The sequence below is a fragment of the Shinella zoogloeoides genome (assembly GCF_030733845.1).
GTDB lineage: Bacteria > Pseudomonadota > Alphaproteobacteria > Rhizobiales > Rhizobiaceae > Shinella > Shinella zoogloeoides_C.
Genome location: NZ_CP132312.1, coordinates 179805 through 195399 on the forward strand (window position 1 = coordinate 179805; position 15595 = coordinate 195399).

General features: G+C 65.8%; 17 protein-coding genes. 8 read left to right on the forward strand and 9 right to left on the reverse strand.

Going from position 1 to position 15595, the window contains the following annotated elements; genetic code table 11:
* Positions 1-10 precede the first annotated feature (10 nt).
* Positions 11-1681, forward strand: coding sequence for an amidohydrolase (locus tag Q9316_RS21310; RefSeq protein ID WP_306035742.1), 1671 nt, complete (start codon positions 11-13; stop codon positions 1679-1681).
* A gap of 49 nt (positions 1682-1730) precedes the next feature.
* Positions 1731-2624 carry a DMT family transporter gene (locus Q9316_RS21315; protein ID WP_306035743.1) on the forward strand — a complete coding sequence of 298 codons (894 nt, stop codon included), beginning with the start codon at positions 1731-1733 and terminating at the stop codon, positions 2622-2624.
* On the opposite strand, the gene Q9316_RS21320 is transcribed toward Q9316_RS21315, so the two are convergent.
* From Q9316_RS21320 to Q9316_RS21340, 5 genes are all read right to left on the reverse strand, one after another.
* Complete coding sequence (locus Q9316_RS21320) at positions 2621-3400, reverse strand: carbon-nitrogen hydrolase family protein (RefSeq protein ID WP_306035744.1); 780 nt, start codon at positions 3398-3400, stop codon at positions 2621-2623. The genes Q9316_RS21315 and Q9316_RS21320 overlap by 4 nt on opposite strands.
* A gap of 20 nt (positions 3401-3420) precedes the next feature.
* Positions 3421-4218, reverse strand: a complete 798-nt coding sequence (locus Q9316_RS21325; protein ID WP_306035745.1) for an ABC transporter permease — start codon at positions 4216-4218, stop codon at positions 3421-3423.
* Positions 4215-5069: an ABC transporter permease gene (locus Q9316_RS21330; RefSeq protein WP_306035746.1), complete on the reverse strand. Its 855-nt coding sequence runs from the start codon at positions 5067-5069 to the stop codon at positions 4215-4217. Before Q9316_RS21330 ends, Q9316_RS21325 begins: the two co-directional genes overlap by 4 nt.
* Positions 5066-6100: an ABC transporter ATP-binding protein gene (locus Q9316_RS21335; RefSeq protein WP_306035747.1), complete on the reverse strand. Its 1035-nt coding sequence runs from the start codon at positions 6098-6100 to the stop codon at positions 5066-5068. The genes Q9316_RS21330 and Q9316_RS21335 overlap by 4 nt, the downstream gene beginning before the upstream one ends.
* 76 nt (positions 6101-6176) lie before the next feature.
* Positions 6177-7265 carry an ABC transporter substrate-binding protein gene (locus Q9316_RS21340; protein ID WP_371878039.1) on the reverse strand — a complete coding sequence of 363 codons (1089 nt, stop codon included), beginning with the start codon at positions 7263-7265 and terminating at the stop codon, positions 6177-6179.
* A gap of 312 nt (positions 7266-7577) precedes the next feature.
* Here Q9316_RS21340 and Q9316_RS21345 point away from each other — a divergent pair, with 312 nt between their 5' ends.
* The 6 genes from Q9316_RS21345 to cueR all read left to right on the forward strand — a co-directional run bounded on the left by Q9316_RS21345 (position 7578) and on the right by cueR (position 13755).
* A complete protein-coding gene (locus tag Q9316_RS21345) occupies positions 7578-8591 on the forward strand; it encodes a LysR substrate-binding domain-containing protein (RefSeq protein ID WP_306035748.1) in 1014 nt (337 codons plus the stop codon).
* Between the two features lie 17 nt (positions 8592-8608).
* On the forward strand, positions 8609-9781 hold the full coding sequence (locus Q9316_RS21350) for an aminotransferase (RefSeq protein WP_306035749.1): 1173 nt from the start codon (positions 8609-8611) through the stop codon (positions 9779-9781).
* Between the two features lie 219 nt (positions 9782-10000).
* Positions 10001-10468: a MarR family winged helix-turn-helix transcriptional regulator gene (locus tag Q9316_RS21355; RefSeq protein WP_306035750.1), complete on the forward strand. Its 468-nt coding sequence runs from the start codon at positions 10001-10003 to the stop codon at positions 10466-10468.
* Between the two features lie 70 nt (positions 10469-10538).
* Positions 10539-10751 carry a heavy-metal-associated domain-containing protein gene (locus Q9316_RS21360; RefSeq protein WP_306035751.1) on the forward strand — a complete coding sequence of 71 codons (213 nt, stop codon included), beginning with the start codon at positions 10539-10541 and terminating at the stop codon, positions 10749-10751.
* Between the two features lie 122 nt (positions 10752-10873).
* Complete coding sequence (locus Q9316_RS21365) at positions 10874-13348, forward strand: heavy metal translocating P-type ATPase (protein WP_306035752.1); 2475 nt, start codon at positions 10874-10876, stop codon at positions 13346-13348.
* Positions 13345-13755 carry a Cu(I)-responsive transcriptional regulator gene (gene cueR, locus Q9316_RS21370; protein ID WP_306035753.1) on the forward strand — a complete coding sequence of 137 codons (411 nt, stop codon included), beginning with the start codon at positions 13345-13347 and terminating at the stop codon, positions 13753-13755. The genes Q9316_RS21365 and cueR overlap by 4 nt, the downstream gene beginning before the upstream one ends.
* A gap of 1 nt (position 13756) precedes the next feature.
* Here cueR and Q9316_RS21375 read toward each other — a convergent pair whose 3' ends face one another.
* The 4 genes from Q9316_RS21375 to Q9316_RS21390 form a co-directional block, all read right to left on the reverse strand.
* Positions 13757-14158 carry a type II toxin-antitoxin system VapC family toxin gene (locus tag Q9316_RS21375; RefSeq protein WP_306035754.1) on the reverse strand — a complete coding sequence of 134 codons (402 nt, stop codon included), beginning with the start codon at positions 14156-14158 and terminating at the stop codon, positions 13757-13759.
* A complete protein-coding gene (locus Q9316_RS21380; RefSeq protein WP_306035755.1) occupies positions 14158-14394 on the reverse strand; it encodes an antitoxin in 237 nt (78 codons plus the stop codon). The genes Q9316_RS21375 and Q9316_RS21380 overlap by 1 nt, the downstream gene beginning before the upstream one ends.
* Positions 14395-14462: 68 nt before the next feature.
* Positions 14463-14855 carry a YybH family protein gene (locus Q9316_RS21385; RefSeq protein ID WP_306035756.1) on the reverse strand — a complete coding sequence of 131 codons (393 nt, stop codon included), beginning with the start codon at positions 14853-14855 and terminating at the stop codon, positions 14463-14465.
* Between the two features lie 13 nt (positions 14856-14868).
* The gene (locus Q9316_RS21390) at positions 14869-15495 is read right to left on the reverse strand and encodes a TetR/AcrR family transcriptional regulator (RefSeq protein WP_306035757.1); all 627 of its coding nucleotides are present in this window, start codon (positions 15493-15495) and stop codon (positions 14869-14871) included.
* Positions 15496-15595 lie beyond the last annotated feature (100 nt).

Sequence of the window (15595 nt, forward strand, 5' to 3'; positions counted from 1 at the left end):
AGGGAACACCATGCAGAAAGAAGCGAGCTACATCATCCGCAATGCGCGGGTGCTGACCATGGACGAGGCGAACCCGCGTGCCGCCGCGCTCGCCGTTTCCGGCAACCGCATCCTCGCCGTCGGCTCCGAGGCCGAGATCGACGCCTTTTCCGGCCCCGATACCCATGTGATCGACGCGAAGGGCGCGACCGTGCTGCCGGGCTTCAACGAGGCGCACATGCACATCTTCGGCGGCTCGGCCGAGCTGCGCGAACTCTCGCTCTTCGGAATGAAGGGGTTCGATGCACTGGACAAGGCGTTGAAGAAATATGCGGCGGATTATCCTGAGCGCACGCTGCTGATCGCCCAGCATGCCGACTACACGATCCTCTCCGACGACGAGCGCATGACGCGCCACCATCTCGACCGCATCCTGCCGGACCGCGCCGTGCTGATCTTCGCCCCCGACCACCACACCGCCTGGGCCAATACGCTGGCGCTCAAGATGGGCGGCATCCTCGAGGGCCGCGATGTCGGCGTCGGCAACGAGATCGTCATGGGCGAGGACGGCCTTGCCAATGGGGAACTGCGCGAAAGCAACGCCATCCGTCCGGTCTCCGCGCTCGGCGAGACGGGCGCGCGCGAAATGCTCGGCGTTGGCACGGGCGGCGATCCGGAGCATGTGACGGCGGAGGAGCGTGCCGGCGACATCGAGATCATCAAGGAAGGTCTCGCCTATGTCGCCTCGCTCGGCATCACCTCGCTGCAGAACATGGACGGCAGCCTCTACCAGCTCGAAATGCTGGATGAGATCGAGAAGACGGTGGGCCTGCCGGTGCGCGTGCGCATGCCCTTCCACATGAAGAACTTCATGCCGCTCTCGGACCTCGAGACCAAGGCCGCGGCCTGGCGCGAGCGCTTCAATTCCGACCGCCTGCGCTGCGATTTCGTCAAACTCTTCATGGACGGCGTGACGGAATCGGGCACGGCCGTCTTCGTCGACGACTATTGCCACCAGCCGGGCTTGAAGGGCGATCCGCTGTTCTCGCAGGAGCACTTCAACGACGTCGCCGTCGCCGCCGACAAGCTCGGCCTGCCGGTCGCTGTGCACGCCATCGGCGACGGCGCGGTGCGCATGGTGCTGAACGGCTACGAGGCCGCCATCAAGGCCAACGGCAAGCGCGACAGCCGCAACCGCATCGAGCATATCGAGGTGGTGCATCCCGATGACATCCCGCGCTTCAAGGAGCTCGGCACCGTCGCCTCGATGCAGCCGACCCACCCGCCCGGCAGTGCCGGCCTGCCGACCGAGCCGTACCTTTCCTATATCGGCGAGGCGCGCTGGCCCTATGCGTTTGCCTGGCGCACGCTGGTCGATGCCGGCGCGCCGATCGTCTTCGCCACCGACTGGCCGGTCTCCCCGCTCGATCCGATGAACTGCATCGAATGCGCCATGACCCGCACGGTCTGGAAGGACGGCATGAAGGACGAGCGGCTATCGCTGCACGAGACGCTGGCCGCCTATACGAAGAACGGCGCCTGGGTCGAGTTCATGGAAGACCGCAAGGGCGTGCTGAAGCCCGGCTACCTTGCCGACATCGTCGTGCTTTCGGCCGATGTGGAGGCGACGGATTTCGCCGATCTTTCGGCCGTCCGCCCCGTCACCACCATCTGCGACGGCCGGATCACCTACCAGGCTTGATCTCGAAAAGAAGCGCTATCGGCGCAGCCAAATCTATGCGATAGGCCGGGTGTTCAAACATCCGGCCTATCGCATGTATATCGCTGAAATCCTCGCCCTCTGCGCCGCCGTCTGCATCGCGATGAGTGGCATGTTCGTCAGCGAGTTGCAGGGGCGCATGCCGCTTCTCGACCTTGCCCGCGTGCAGATGATCGCCGCCTTCCTGATGACGGCGGCCGCCTCGCTCGCGGTGGGCGGCTGGCGCAGCGTGGAGCCGTGGCAGCTCGGCTTCCTCGCCGTTTCCAGCTTTTTCGGCATCATCATCGCCAGCACCACCTATTTCGCGGCGATCTATTCGGCCGGTCCGCGCACCACCGCCCTGCTCTTCTCGCTCGCCTCGCCCTTCGCGGTGGTGCTCGGCTATCTCTTCCTCGGCGAAACGCTGACGGGCCGGCAGGGGCTCGGCATTACCTGCGTGCTGGCCGGCATCATGCTGGCCATCGGCCGGCGGCCCTCCAAGATGGCCGCGCGCACGCCGTGGCTCGGCATCGGGCTCGGGATCGTCACGGCCATCGGGCAGGCGCTCGGCAGCCTTGCCGCCCGTCCCGCCATGGCAGGCGGCGTCGAGCCCTTCACGGCGATGGCCGTGCGCTCCGGCATCGCGACGCTCTTCTTCGTGGCGCTCCTTCTCGTGCCGCATCCGGCACTGAAGGCGACATCGCAGATTACCCGGCGTTCGCTGGGCTTTGCCGTCGGTTCTGCCTTCTTCGGCGTTGGGCTCGGCATGTCGCTGCTGATGGCGGCGCTGGCGCACGGCAATGTCGGCATCGTCTCGACGCTCTCGTCCATGACGCCGGTCGTCATCCTGCCGATGGTCTGGGCGCGCACCGGCATCGTGCCGCCGCCGGCCGCCTGGATCGGCGCGGCGCTTGCGGTGGTCGGCACCGGGCTGATCAGCCTTTAAACCCGGCCGAGATCCACGAGATAGGTGTTCTCCGCCCGTGACTTCGCATAGTCCTCGGGCCGGATTTCCGCGAAGAGCAGGGTTTCGCCCTCGGCGGGTGCCTCGGCGAGCAGCTTGCCGTCGGGGGCTGCGATGCGTGAGAGGCCGGCATAGGTGAAGTGGTCGTCGCCGCCGCAATGGTTGATATAGGCGACGAAGACCTGGTTCTCGAAGGCGCGCACCTGGATCATGTGGCCTGCGATGAAGGTGCCTGACGAACCCTTCGGCAGCGCCGTCGGGACGACGACGAGGTCGGCGCCGGCGAGCGCCAGGCGGCGCACGTTTTCCGGAAACTCCACGTCGTAGCAGATCAGCATGCCGAGCCTTATGCCGCCGAGTTCCACCATGACGGAGGCGGGAACGCCGGGCTTGAAGACATTGCGCTCGTAGTCGCCGTAGAGGTGGGACTTGCGGTAGACCGCATTGGTGCCGATGCCGTCGGTGAAGAGCGCGCTGTTATAGGTGGTCGTGCCTTCCTGCTCGGCAAAGCCCGCAACGATGGCGAGCCCGTTGTCGCGGGCGATGGCGCTGAGCCGCGCCGCCACGTCGCCTGTTGCGGGCGAGGCGAGACGGGTGAACGCCGCCTCTCCCGCCCCGTAGCCGGTGACGGCGAGTTCCGGCACGATGAGCAGCTTGGCGCCGCCGGACGCGGCATCCGCGGCGGCGGCGGCGATGCGTTCGATATTGGCCTCGCCGTCACCGGCAATGGCGTGCATTTGCAGGGCGGCGATCCGCATGGCTCTTCCTACTTCGTTTTCTAATCCCGCGACGACATCGCGCCGAGCAGCTTCGGCAGGTCGCCGAAGCGCGCGACGAGGCCGAAGATGGTGGCGGCGATCGCGACGAACAGGATCGTGACCGAGGCCATCGTCGGCGTATAGCCGTAGCGCAACGCGTTGAAGATCTTGATCGGCAGTGTCTCCATCGTGAAGCCAATCGTCATGTAGGCAACGATATACTCGTTGAGCGAAAGAACGAAGGCGAATGCATAGCCGGATATGAGATAGGGCAGTATCAGCGGCAGGACCACCGTGCGGAAGATCGTGCGGTCGTCGGCCCCCATCGTCGCGGCGGCTTCGACCAGCGAGCGGTCGATGGAGGAAAAGCCGAGCGACAGCGTCACCAGCGGCAGCGTCACGAAGAAGATGGCATGGCTGATGACGGCCGTCGCCGGCTGGCCGTAGAAGCCGGTCGTGGCCCAGAAGGTGAGAAGGCCGAGCGCCGTGATGACCGGCGGCAGCGTGAAGGGCGCGATGCCGAGAAGCTGGAAGATGTTCGCCCAGGGCGCATGCCGCCGCCAGAGGAACCAGGCGAGCGGCAGCGCGATGGCGAGCGCCACGGCCGCCGAAAGAGCCGCCAGCGTGATCGAGGCGAAGAGGGCATTGCGCCATTCGACATTGGTGAAGATTTCGCCGTACCAGCCGAGCGAGAATCCCTGCGGGGGGAAGGCAAGCGTCTGCTTCTCGTTCACCGATACGCCGGCGACGACGATGATCGGCAGCGACAGGAAGAGGCCGATGAGGCCGAAATAGACCTTCTGCAGCGCGGCGTTCATGCGGCTTCTCCCTTGCGGCCGGCATAGACCGTGAGCGCGACGAGGCCGAGCGTGACGAGCACGAGGAACACGGCCATGGCAGCGGCGAACGGCATGTTGGACTGGTAGATCGCCTGGTCGGTGATGAGCACCGAAAGCGTCCAGTGCTGCGGCCGGCCGAGAATCTGCGGCAGCAGGTAGGAGCCGAGCGCGAAGATGAAGACCATGATCAGGGTTGCGACGATGGTGTTGCGCAGCGCCGGCACGACGACGGTGAAGAAGGATTTGACCGGCGAGGCGCCAAGGGTGCGCGCCGCCTCCGTCAGCGTCGGATCGAGCCGCACGAGGGCGGGATAGAGTACCAGCACCGTATAGGGCAGCGCCTGGTAGACCATGGCCGTCAGCACCGCGCCGAAGCTCGGGTTCAGCGCCACCGCCTCGTTCATCACGCCGAGCATGACGAGCAGGTTGGTGATGCCCGCCGTGCGCGAAAACAGCGTCGACCAGGCGAAGCCGATGATGACTTCCGAGAGCGACAGGATGGAGAGCAGCGCCACCAGCCAGAGCACCTGCGTCTTCCGCCTGGTGCGCGAAAGCAGGTAGGTGAAGGGCACGGCAAGCGCCACGCAGCAGATGGCGACGGCGATCGCGAGGAACAGCGAGAAGCCCAGCACCTTGCCGAAGAACAGGCTGAGGAAGCGGGCGTAGTTGTCTAAGACGAAGTCGGCCGAATAGAAACCGGCCGGATCGCGCTTGAAGAAGGAAACCGCGATCATCGTCGCGAAGGGCACGACGAAGAAGACGATCAGCATGCCCGCGGGAAAGAGCAGCGGGCCATAGTCGGTGAGTTTTTGCGGCGCTTCGCGTCTCATGACTTCAGCACCACGCAATCGGCCGGGTTGAGCTGGACGCCAACGCTCTGGCCGACGGAAACGTCCGGCCGGGCGTTCGGCATGGAGACGGCGACGATCTGCTTGCCGCCGGCCTCCACGAAGGTCTCGATCGTGCCGCCGAGATCGCGCACGAAGGTGACGGTGCCGGAGATCGGCGCGTTGCCGGGGGCCGTCAGATGCACGTCTTCCGGGCGCACCGAAAGGACGCCCGATGTGAGGCCGGCGGGAATGGCAAGGCCGGGGACCGAGGCGCCGAGCACGCTGGCGCCCGCGCCGTCCGCCTTGAAATCGATGAGGTTGGTCATGCCGATGAAGTCGGCGACGAAGGTGTCGGCCGGGCGGCGGTAGATCTCCACCGGCGGGGCGGCCTGGCGGATCTCGCCGCCGTTCATCACGACGACCGTGTCGGCCATGGTCATGGCCTCGCGCTGGTCGTGGGTGACGACGATGGTGGTGATGCCGAGGCGCTGCTGGAGCTGGCGCAGCTCCACCTGCATGGCCTCGCGCAGCTTGGCGTCTAGCGCGGAGAGCGGCTCGTCGAGCAGGAACAGTTTCGGCGAGATGGCGAGGGCGCGGGCGATGGCGACGCGCTGGCGCTGGCCACCGGAGAGCTTTGCGACCGGACGGTCGGCATAGCCCGTCAGATGGATCATCGAAAGGAGCTCGTCGACGCGCTTCTTCTGCTCCTCCTTGCCGATACCGCGGATGCGCAGCGAATAGGCGATGTTCTCGCCGACGGAAAGGTGCGGAAAGAGCGCCAGCGACTGGAAGACCATGCCGAGGTCGCGCTTGTGGGTGGGAACGGTGGTGATGTCCTTGCCGTCGAGCTTGATCGCCCCGCTCGTCGGCAGGTCGAGGCCGGCGACCATGCGCATCAGCGTGGTCTTGCCGCAGCCGGACGGGCCGAGAAGGCAGACGAAGGTGCCGTGCGGCACGGTCAGCTCGACATTCTTGACGGCCGTGAACGTACCAAACTGCTTGACGATATTCTGGAGGGTCAATCCGGACATTGGGGCTCCGCTCGGCGCTGGTTCTGGAACCGGCCGGCGGTTGCCCGCCGGCCGGTGTCTTCTGGAAGGGACAGGCTCAGCCTGCGATCATTTCCGTCCACTTCTGGTTCAGCCAGTCGGCCTTGGAGGTGTAGAGGTCGTAGCGCGGGATGATCGGATCGATATCCGAGGAAACCGCGGCGAACTCTTCCGCCGAAAGGTCGAGCAGATCGCGCTTGACGGTCGGCGCGGTGCCGACCTTGCGCGACAGCAGCGCCTGGATCTTCGGCTGGCTCATGTAGTTGATGAAGGTATGGGCTTCCTCGACCTTTTCCGAGACGCGCGACAGCGCCCAGCAGCCGGAATCCATGATGCCGCCTTCCTTCGGGAAGGTGGAGCGGACCGGCTGGCCATCCTTGGCGGCCAGGCCCGTCACGTCGTGGTAATACTGGCCCATCGGGATTTCGCCCGACTTCAGCGACTGCTCGAACTGCGCCTCGTCACGATACCACAGGCGAACGTTCGGCTTGACTTCGGCGAGCTTTTCGAAGGCCTTGACGAGGCCTTCCTCGGTGTCGAGCGCGTTGGTGCCGCCGAAATGGGTCTTGGCCGTCACTTCCAGCAGGAAGGAGTTGGACACGAGCGCCAGCAGGCCGAGCTTGTCGGCATTTGCCGGATCCCACAGCGCGTTCCAGGAGGTCGGCGCTTCCTTGAAGACATCCGTGTTGGTGACGAGCGTGATGTACCAGGCGACGGCGCCGATGCCGGCGACGCGGCCATCGGGATACTTGTTGACGAAATGGTCGATCAGGTTGGAAGCGTTCGGGATCTTCGCCATGTCGAGCGGCGCCCACAGCTCGGTCGACTGGCCCTTCAGCATGGCGACCTGCGACATCATCGAGACGTCGGCCGGCGCCTGCCCGGCGCGAGCGGCCTGCTCGAGCTGGACGAGCCAGGCCTCGCCCGTCGGCTCGGCGACCGATTCCACCGCGATGCCCGTTTCCTTGGTGAAGTCGGCGAAGATGTTCTTGTCGAAGGAATCCTTGAAATAGCCGCCGTAGACGCCGACCTTCAGCGACTTGTCCTGCGCGCGCAGCACCGCCGGCATGGCGAGCAGCGAGGCGCCGGCAACGCCCGCGCCAAGCACGGCGCGGCGGCTGACATTGGTCTTGAGGATGTCACGCATGGTCGTCTTTCTCCTTTAAGGCCGGCCGGTCGATCCGGCCGGGTCGTTCCCGTTGTTGCCATTCTACGCCAGGCGCTCTGCGCCATGAAAGGGCCGAACGCCATCGGGTTTGGATTTTCGGAAAGAAAACTGCGCTTTGGTCCCGGCGCATGCCTTGCGCGGTCCATTGCCAGCGAAACTGGCGCCTCCCGATCGTCCCCCGGGGCTTCGCCCTCGTTTTTCACAGTATCGTAATAAAACGCTTGGAAAAGCAATTGACATTGTTATAGCGTTTGCCGTGAGAAAAACTCACGATCCGAGAATTCCCCGTCAATGGCATCACGCCTGCCCCCGCTCAATCCGCTACGCGCCTTCGAGGCCACCGTTCGCCGGGGATCCGTCTCTGCGGCGGCGCGGGAACTGAACGTCACGCACGGCGCGGTCAGCCACCAGATCCGCGCGCTGGAAGAAGCGCTCGACACCCCGCTCTTCGAGCGCGGCGGCAAGCGGCTGAAGCTGACGCCGCAGGGCGCCTTGCTGCTGCCGGCCGTCACCAATGCCTTCGGCGAGATCGCGGCGGCGACCGCGCTGATGAAGCAGCCGGAAACGCGCGGCGAGATCACCGTCACCTGCGTACCGGCGCTGCTGTCGCTCTGGCTGATCCCGCGCCTCGATACCTTCACCGATCATTATCCCGGCGTGCGCGTCACGCTCATCGCCTCCAACGATCCCGAGCACCTGCGCTCGCTCGATACGGATGTCTGCATCCTCTATGGCGACGGAAGCTGGCCGGATTGCTGGACGCGGCTCTGGTCGCATCTGAGGCTTTTCCCGGTCGCAAGTCCCTCCCTGCTCAACAGCCGGCCCCTGCGCTCGGTGCGCGACCTTGCCGACCATACGCTTTTCCACGGCGACGACGGGCGCGAATGGAACACCTGGCTCTCGGCGGCCGATGCTGTCGAGATGGGCCGCGGCCGTCAGCACTTCATGAGCGATGCGCGCCTTTCCACCGAAGCGGCGCTGCACGGCCAGGGCATCGCGCTCGGCGATACGATCACCGCCAGCAACCTGATCGCCCGCGGCGATCTGGTCGTGCCCTTCGACCTCTCGGTGCCGGCCAACCATGCCTTCCATGTCGCCTGCCGGCATACGGCGCGCCAGACGCCGATCGTGAAAGTCTTCATCGACTGGCTCTTCGCCGCGCTGGAAGAAACCCTGCCCGAACCCCAGGCCTCGGCCCGCACGCTGTTGCGCGGCCGCGGCCGTGCGGCGGAACCCATTCGCCCGATCCCGGCGCCGGCTCCGCGCCGCGCCACGTCCAACCCCCAGCGCAAGACCCGCGCCTGACCGTTCAGAGATAGACCATGCCCCGCTTCAATCCGCTCGTCGAAACCCTCGCTCCTCCGCCGATTCCCTCCGTCTTCGCCTGGGGCGATGCCTATGACGGCCGCAGCGGGCCGATGATCGACCTGTCGCAGGCCGTTCCCGGCTATCCGCCGCATCCCGAGATGCTGCGCCTGCTCGGCGAATACGCCGCCTCGCGCGCCTATACCGGCTATGGCCCGATCGAGGGCGAGGACGGCCTGCGCAAGGCCTATGGCGAGCATGTCGCCGGGACCTACGGCGCGCCGCTCGCCGCCGCCAACGTCCATATCACGGCGGGCTGCAACCAGGCCTTCATCTGCGCCGCCATGGCGGTGGCCGGCGCAGGCGATGCCGTCCTGATGACGGACCCCTATTATTTCAACCAGGAAACCACGCTCGCCATGCTCGGCATAAAGACGCGGTTTGCGGCCTGCGACCCGGCGAACGGCTTCCTGCCGGATGTCGATGCGCTTGCCGCCGCGATCACACCGGATGTGCGGGCCGTCGCCCTCGTCTCGCCGAACAACCCGACGGGCGCCGTCTACCCGCCGGCGCTTCTTTCGGCCATCTACGACGTCTGCGCCGCCCGGGGCGTCTGGCTGATCCTCGACGAGACCTATCGCGACTTCCTGCCGGCCGGCGCCGGACGGCCGCACGATCTCTTCGGCCGTCCGGGCTGGGAGGACACGCTGATCAGCCTCTACAGCTTCTCGAAATCCTTCTGCATTCCCGGCCATCGTCTCGGTGCGATCACGGCGGGCGCAGGCGTGGTCGAGCAGGTGGCGAAGATCATGGACAATCTGCAGATCTGCCCGCCGCGTTCCGCGCAGGCCGCCGTGGCGACCGCCCTGCCGCTGCTTGCCGACTGGCGCGAGGAGAACCGCCGCGAGATCGCCCGGCGGGTGGAGGCGCTGCGCGCGACGATGACGGGCGTGCCGGCCTGGCGCGTCGGTGCTGTCGGCGCCTATTTCGCCTTCATCGGCCATCCCTTCGGCGATGTGCCTTCGGCCCGCGTGGCGGAAAAGCTTGCCAAGGAGGCCGGCATCCTTTGCCTTCCCGGCAGCTATTTCGGTGCGCGGCAGGAGGGATATCTGCGTTTCGCCTTCGCCAATGCCGATGTCGGGACGATCGCGCGGCTGAAGGATCGCCTGGGTCGATTCGCACTCGACTGAGTGCTACGGCTTCTCCCGGTTGAATTCAATTAACCTGAAATGCACCCGTCGCGTTGTGGAGGCCTCGTATCCGGCAAAATCGTTTCTCATCCCCTGATTGCGTGTAGAAAATTTTCGCAATCGCGCGTGCCGCGTCTTGCGCGTTTGGCGTGCCCCCTTATTGTCGATGGCGGGCCATATGCCGGGATTTGTCCCGGCTGGGGAAAGGCTGGCCAAGTCATGGAAAAGATAAGTGAAACTTATGAAGATGGCGCGGAGGCGGCGCTCGACGCATCCCGCGTCGCGCAGAGTGTGGCGCACCAGCTTCGACGCACCCATGGCCAGCTCGTCGGCCGCTTTCTTCTTTATTTCTCCAAGGTGAACCTTCGTCCGATCGAATTCGGCGCTCTGGCGCTGATCGCGGAAAATCCGGGGCGGAAGCAATCCCAGATTGCGGCTGCGCTCGGCATTCAGCGCGCCAACTTCGTGGCGCTGATGAACGATCTCGAAAACCGCTGTCTGACCGAGCGGCGCAGTGTGCCCAACGACCGCCGCTCCCATGCGCTCTATCTCACGCCCACCGGGGAAAGCCTTCTGGCGGAGGCCCGGCGCGCCGAGGCGGATTTCGAGGCTGATTGCCTGGAACGGCTCGGCGGCACGCGGGCCCGCGACCAGTTCCTTGTGCTGCTACGCCGCCTCTTCGGATAAGCCGGTATCGAGGGCTTGACCTTGCCATGGGGGAAGGCTTCAGCATGGTGGAAACATCAGGAGACCAGCCATGAGCAATGACCAGACCCTCGCCTTCACCGTTTCCGACATGACCTGCGGCCACTGCGCCAGGACCATCACCGGCGCCGTGCTCGCAGCCTACCCGGCCGCGAAAGTCGATATCGACCTTACCACCAAGCGCGTCTCGATCGAGAATGCCGGCGACCGCGCTGCCGTCGCCTCGGTCATCGAGGCGGAGGGTTATGCGCCGGTCGATGCCTGAGCGTCAAAAAGCTGCTTGACCTTGACATGATGGGAAGGTGCACGATCTATCCGAATTGAGGCCGACCGCGCTTCAGCCCAAGCAGGGTTGAGGTCGGGCGGCCTCGGGATGAAAGGTGCACCATGCTCACCCCGAACAGCCAGCAGACGATCAAGCTTTCCATCTCCGACATGACCTGCGCCTCCTGCGTGCGCCGGGTGGAGAAAGCCATCGAGAAGGTGCCGGGCGTTACCGGCGCGGCCGTCAATCTTGCGACGGAAAAGGCCGACGTGACCTTTGCCGGCGCGCCCAACGCGATGGCCGTCGTCGATGCGGTTCGCAAGGCTGGCTATGGGGTTTCGGAAGACGTCCTCGAATTCCCCGTCGAGGGCATGACCTGCGCCTCCTGCATCGGCCGGGTGGAAAAGGCGTTGAAAGCCGTTCCCGGCGTGCTGGAGGCGACGGCCAACCTTGCGCAGGAACGCGCCCGGGTGCGCTTCCTCAAGGGCGCCGTCACCTTCGAGGACCTTGCCGCCGCCATCGAGCGCACCGGCTACAAGGCCGTCCGCGAGACCGTCGCCGCGCCGCAGGAGGACCGGAGGGCCGCCGAGGCGAGGACCCTGCGCCGCGACCTTGCGATTGCCGCGATCCTGACGGCGCCGCTTTTCGTCATGGAGATGGGCGCGCACGCCTTTCCCTCCTTCGGCCACTATATCCATGAAACGCTTGGCATGCAGGCGAGCCGCGTGATCCAGTTCGTGCTGGCGACGCTGGTGCTTGCCGGGCCGGGGCTGCGCTTCTTCCGCAAGGGGATTCCGAGCCTCCTGCGCCTTGCGCCGGACATGAACGCGCTCGTCGTCATCGGCACGTTCGCCGCCTGGAGCTTTTCGACCGTCGCCACCTTTGCGCCCGGCCTGCTGCCGGGCGGGGCGGCCAATGTCTATTTCGAGGCGGCCGCCGTCATCGTGACGCTCATCCTTGCGGGGCGCTACCTGGAGGCGCGGGCCAAGGGCCGCACCGGCGAGGCGATCCGGCATCTTGCCGGCCTGCGCGCCAAGTCCGCCCGCGTGATGCGCGACGGCAAGGCGGAGGACGTGCCGCTGGAAAGCGTCGTGCCTGGCGACGTCGTGCTGGTGAGGCCGGGCGAGAAGGTGCCGGTGGACGGCGAAGTCACGGACGGCAGTTCCTATGTCGACGAATCGATGATCACCGGGGAGCCGATGCCGGTCGCGCGCAAGGCGGGCGACATGGTGACCGGCGGCACGGTGAACACGACCGGCTCCCTCACCTTCCGTGCCACCCGCGTCGGGGCCGATACGGTGCTCTCGCAGATCATCCGCATGGTCGAGGACGCGCAGGCGGCGAAGCTGCCGATCCAGGCGCTGGTCGATCGCGTCACGCAATGGTTCGTGCCCGCCGTCATCGCCGTGGCGCTGCTTACCTTCGGCCTCTGGCTGGCGCTCGGGCCGAGCCCGGTGCTCGCCCACGCGCTGGTCAATGCGGTCGCCGTGCTGATCATCGCCTGCCCCTGTGCCATGGGCCTTGCGACGCCGACCTCGATCATAACAGGCACCGGCCGGGCCGCCGAGCTCGGCGTGCTGTTCCGCCAGGGCACGGCGCTCCAGACGCTTGAGGGTACCGATATCGTCGCCGTCGACAAGACCGGCACGCTGACGCTCGGCCATCCCACCTTGACGGAGATCGTGCCGGCGGAAGGGTTTGCCCGCGACGAGGTGCTGGCGCTGGTCGCCGCAGCCGAAGTGCATTCCGAGCACCCGATCGCCATCGCCATCCACGAGGCCGCCGTGGCCGAGGGCATCGAGCTTCCCGGCGCCAGCAGCTTCATCACCACGTCGGGACAGGGCATCGCCGCCGAGGTTGCCGGCCGCAAGGTCGAGGCCGGCTCGGTCGGCTTCATGCAGGCGCGCGGCCTCGATGTCGCGCCCTTCACCGCCCATGCCGAGCGGCTGGCGGCCGAAGGCGCCTCGCCGCTTTATGCCGCCATCGACGGCCGGCTGGCCGCGCTTTTCGCCGTCACCGACCCGGTGAAGCCGACGACGAAGGAGGCGGTTTCCGCACTGAAGGCCCTCGGCATCGAGGTGGCGATGATCACCGGCGACAACCGCCGCACGGCCGAGGCCGTCGCCGCAAAGCTCGGCATCGACAGGGTGATGGCGGAGGTGCTGCCGGACGGCAAGGTGGCCGCGGTGCGCGCGCTTTCGGCCGACGGCGCGAAGAAGGTCGCCTTCGTCGGCGACGGCATCAACGACGCCCCGGCGCTCGCCGCCGCCGAGACGGGCATCGCCATCGGCACGGGCACGGACGTCGCCATCGAGAGTGCCGACGTGGTGCTGATGGCGGGCGACATGCGGGGCGTCGCCACCGGCATCGCGCTTTCGCGGGCCACCATGCGCAACATCCGCCAGAACCTCTTCTGGGCTTTCGGCTATAATGTCGCGCTCATTCCGCTGGCCGCCGGCCTGTTCTTTTCGGCCTTCGGCATCCAGCTTTCGCCGGCGCTCGCGGCCGGCGCCATGGCGCTTTCCAGCGTCTTCGTCGTCTCGAATGCGTTGCGGCTGAAGCGGTTCCGCCCGGCTTTCAAGGGAGAAAAGGCATGAACATCGGCGAGGCGGCGGAGGCGACGGGCGTCACCGCCAAGATGATCCGGCATTACGAGCAGATCGGCCTTATCCGGGAGGCCGGCCGCACCGGCTCCGGCTATCGCGTCTACGGCCCGCGTGACCTCTCGACGCTCTCCTTCATCCGCCGCGCGCGCGATCTCGGCTTTTCCATCGCGCAGATCCGCGACCTCCTGGCACTCTGGCAGGATCGCGCCCGCGCCTCGGCCGACGTCAAGCGCATCGCCAGCGAACACATAGACGAGATGCGGGAGAAGATGCGCCTGCTGCAGGAAATGGTGCATACGCTGGAACACCTTTCCGCCCATTGCCATGGCGACGACCGGCCGGACTGTCCGATCCTCGAACAGCTCGCGGCCGGAAAGACGGCAGAAAGGTGTTGCTAGCTCAGGCTTCCAGCCAGTTCTCGATCTTGAGCGCGGGATAGGCGGCGAAGTCCCTGACATTGTTGGTGACGAGCACCGCATCGGCGGCGATCGCCTGCGCGGCGATGAGCTTGTCGAGATGGTCGGTCTTGCGCTCGCGCGTCGCCATGCGCACCGGCCCGTAGGCAAGGCCCGCTTCCATGTCGAACGGCAGGACCGGGATCAACTCGACCAGGTCCCGGAGGTTTTCCCGCTCCCGCGCCGTATCCCTTGCGACGGCGACCCCGTATTGCAGTTCTGCATAGGTGATGGCGGACATCACGACGTCGCCGACCGCGCAGGCCGCAAACCTGCGGGCGACCTGTTCCGGCTGGTTCTTCATGAGGTAGATGCACATGTTCGTGTCGAGCATGTAGCGGGGCATCACAGCGTGTCCCGCTCCGCCTGTTCCTGCTCGCCCCGGCCTTCCGCCATGAAATCGGGCGCGAAGCGGGCGAAACGATCGAGCACCCCGGCGAGCGAGCGCCGCGCGGGGCGGATGCGCAGTTCCTCTCCGACGCGTTCGATTTCCACCTCGATATCGGTGCGCTCATAGGCGAGGTCCGAGGGGATGCGGACGGCCTGCGAGTTTCCGTTCCTGAAGACACGCGTTCTATGCATGGCCATGCTCCTTCGACGGGACTATAGCACCGATGGGACAGGGCGTACACACATATGTATGTATGGGGTCAGGCCGCTGCCGAAAGATGTTCGTGCACGGCGAGCCAGCGGCCGGCGGGGTCTCGCGCGAAGACGATGGTCTCGCGCTCGTTGTTCGTCACCGTCTCGCCGCCGACGGAGAGATCCGTCTCCACGGAATGGGTGAAGATCGCGACGTCGCCGACGAGCCGGATCCTTCGCTCGGTCGAGCGGCAGGCGAGCACGCGGAAGCCGTCGCGCTTCTCCCATAGTGCCCATTCCGCCTCGTAGGCGGCGCGCCCGTCGAGGGGGCGGTCGAGATTGTAGAAGAGAAAGGTCGCCTCCGGCGCGAAGGCGGCGAAATAGGCGTCGCGGTCGTGCCGGGCAAAGGCATCGACCAGCGCATCGGCGGCAGAATGGATGGCGGACTGCGTATCGGTCATGCTTGCTTCCGGCTCAGACGATCTTGACGGTGCTGATGAGTGTCGCGATGGGCTCATGCTGGGCGTTGACGCGGACCTTCAACTCCTCGAGCGACATGGCGTCGACCTTGCAGAACTCGATGAACATCATGTTGAGATTGTTGAAGAAGACCTCACCCATGGCTTTCGCGTCGATGCCGGCATGGACCACGCCGCGCGCCTGCAACGTCTCGACGAGACGGACGACCTGGGCGGAAAGCTGGCCGTCAAGCTCCGTATAACGCCGGGAAAGCGGGGTTTCCGGCTGCTGGATGGAGATGGCCATGGCGGTGCGCCACATCTCCTTGGAAAGATAGACGAGCGAATGGTCGTAATACTGGTCGATCAGGGTGCGCAGCGCCTCGGCGACGTTGAGCGGCGGGTTGGAAACGATACGTGCACCGCCCTCCAGCACTTCCGTCACTTCCATCGCGACGGTGGCGACGAGAATATCGCCTTTGTTCTGGTAATAGTTGTAGAGTGTGCCGACGGAGACTTCGGCCATCTCGGCGATGTCCTCGATTCGGGCGCTGTCATAGCCCTGTTCGCGGAACAGCGTGGTGGCGGCTTCGAGGATGCGGCGGGTCTTGTCCGCCTTCTGTTTCGCCCGCAAACCCGCCATAGAATCCTCCGGTTGAATCTCCTCGAAAATGATATTGACTTAAAAAATGAACTCGTTCAATCTTTTTCTCAAGGCGCCGTGATGAGTGCCGTTCGCAAGG

Coding starts and splice junctions, on each gene's coding strand:
- Q9316_RS21310 (WP_306035742.1), top strand. CDS start 11: ATGCAGAAAGAAGCGAGCTACATCATCCGCAATGCGCGGGTGCTGACC.
- Q9316_RS21320 (WP_306035744.1), bottom strand. CDS start 3,400: ATGCGGATCGCCGCCCTGCAAATGCACGCCATTGCCGGTGACGGCGAG.
- Q9316_RS21325 (WP_306035745.1), bottom strand. CDS start 4,218: ATGAACGCCGCGCTGCAGAAGGTCTATTTCGGCCTCATCGGCCTCTTC.
- Q9316_RS21330 (WP_306035746.1), bottom strand. CDS start 5,069: ATGAGACGCGAAGCGCCGCAAAAACTCACCGACTATGGCCCGCTGCTC.
- Q9316_RS21335 (WP_306035747.1), bottom strand. CDS start 6,100: ATGTCCGGATTGACCCTCCAGAATATCGTCAAGCAGTTTGGTACGTTC.
- Q9316_RS21340 (WP_371878039.1), bottom strand. CDS start 7,265: ATGCGTGACATCCTCAAGACCAATGTCAGCCGCCGCGCCGTGCTTGGC.
- Q9316_RS21345 (WP_306035748.1), top strand. CDS start 7,578: ATGGCATCACGCCTGCCCCCGCTCAATCCGCTACGCGCCTTCGAGGCC.
- Q9316_RS21350 (WP_306035749.1), top strand. CDS start 8,609: ATGCCCCGCTTCAATCCGCTCGTCGAAACCCTCGCTCCTCCGCCGATT.
- Q9316_RS21355 (WP_306035750.1), top strand. CDS start 10,001: ATGGAAAAGATAAGTGAAACTTATGAAGATGGCGCGGAGGCGGCGCTC.
- Q9316_RS21360 (WP_306035751.1), top strand. CDS start 10,539: ATGAGCAATGACCAGACCCTCGCCTTCACCGTTTCCGACATGACCTGC.
- Q9316_RS21365 (WP_306035752.1), top strand. CDS start 10,874: ATGCTCACCCCGAACAGCCAGCAGACGATCAAGCTTTCCATCTCCGAC.
- cueR (WP_306035753.1), top strand. CDS start 13,345: ATGAACATCGGCGAGGCGGCGGAGGCGACGGGCGTCACCGCCAAGATG.
- Q9316_RS21375 (WP_306035754.1), bottom strand. CDS start 14,158: ATGCCCCGCTACATGCTCGACACGAACATGTGCATCTACCTCATGAAG.
- Q9316_RS21380 (WP_306035755.1), bottom strand. CDS start 14,394: ATGCATAGAACGCGTGTCTTCAGGAACGGAAACTCGCAGGCCGTCCGC.
- Q9316_RS21385 (WP_306035756.1), bottom strand. CDS start 14,855: ATGACCGATACGCAGTCCGCCATCCATTCTGCCGCCGATGCGCTGGTC.
- Q9316_RS21390 (WP_306035757.1), bottom strand. CDS start 15,495: ATGGCGGGTTTGCGGGCGAAACAGAAGGCGGACAAGACCCGCCGCATC.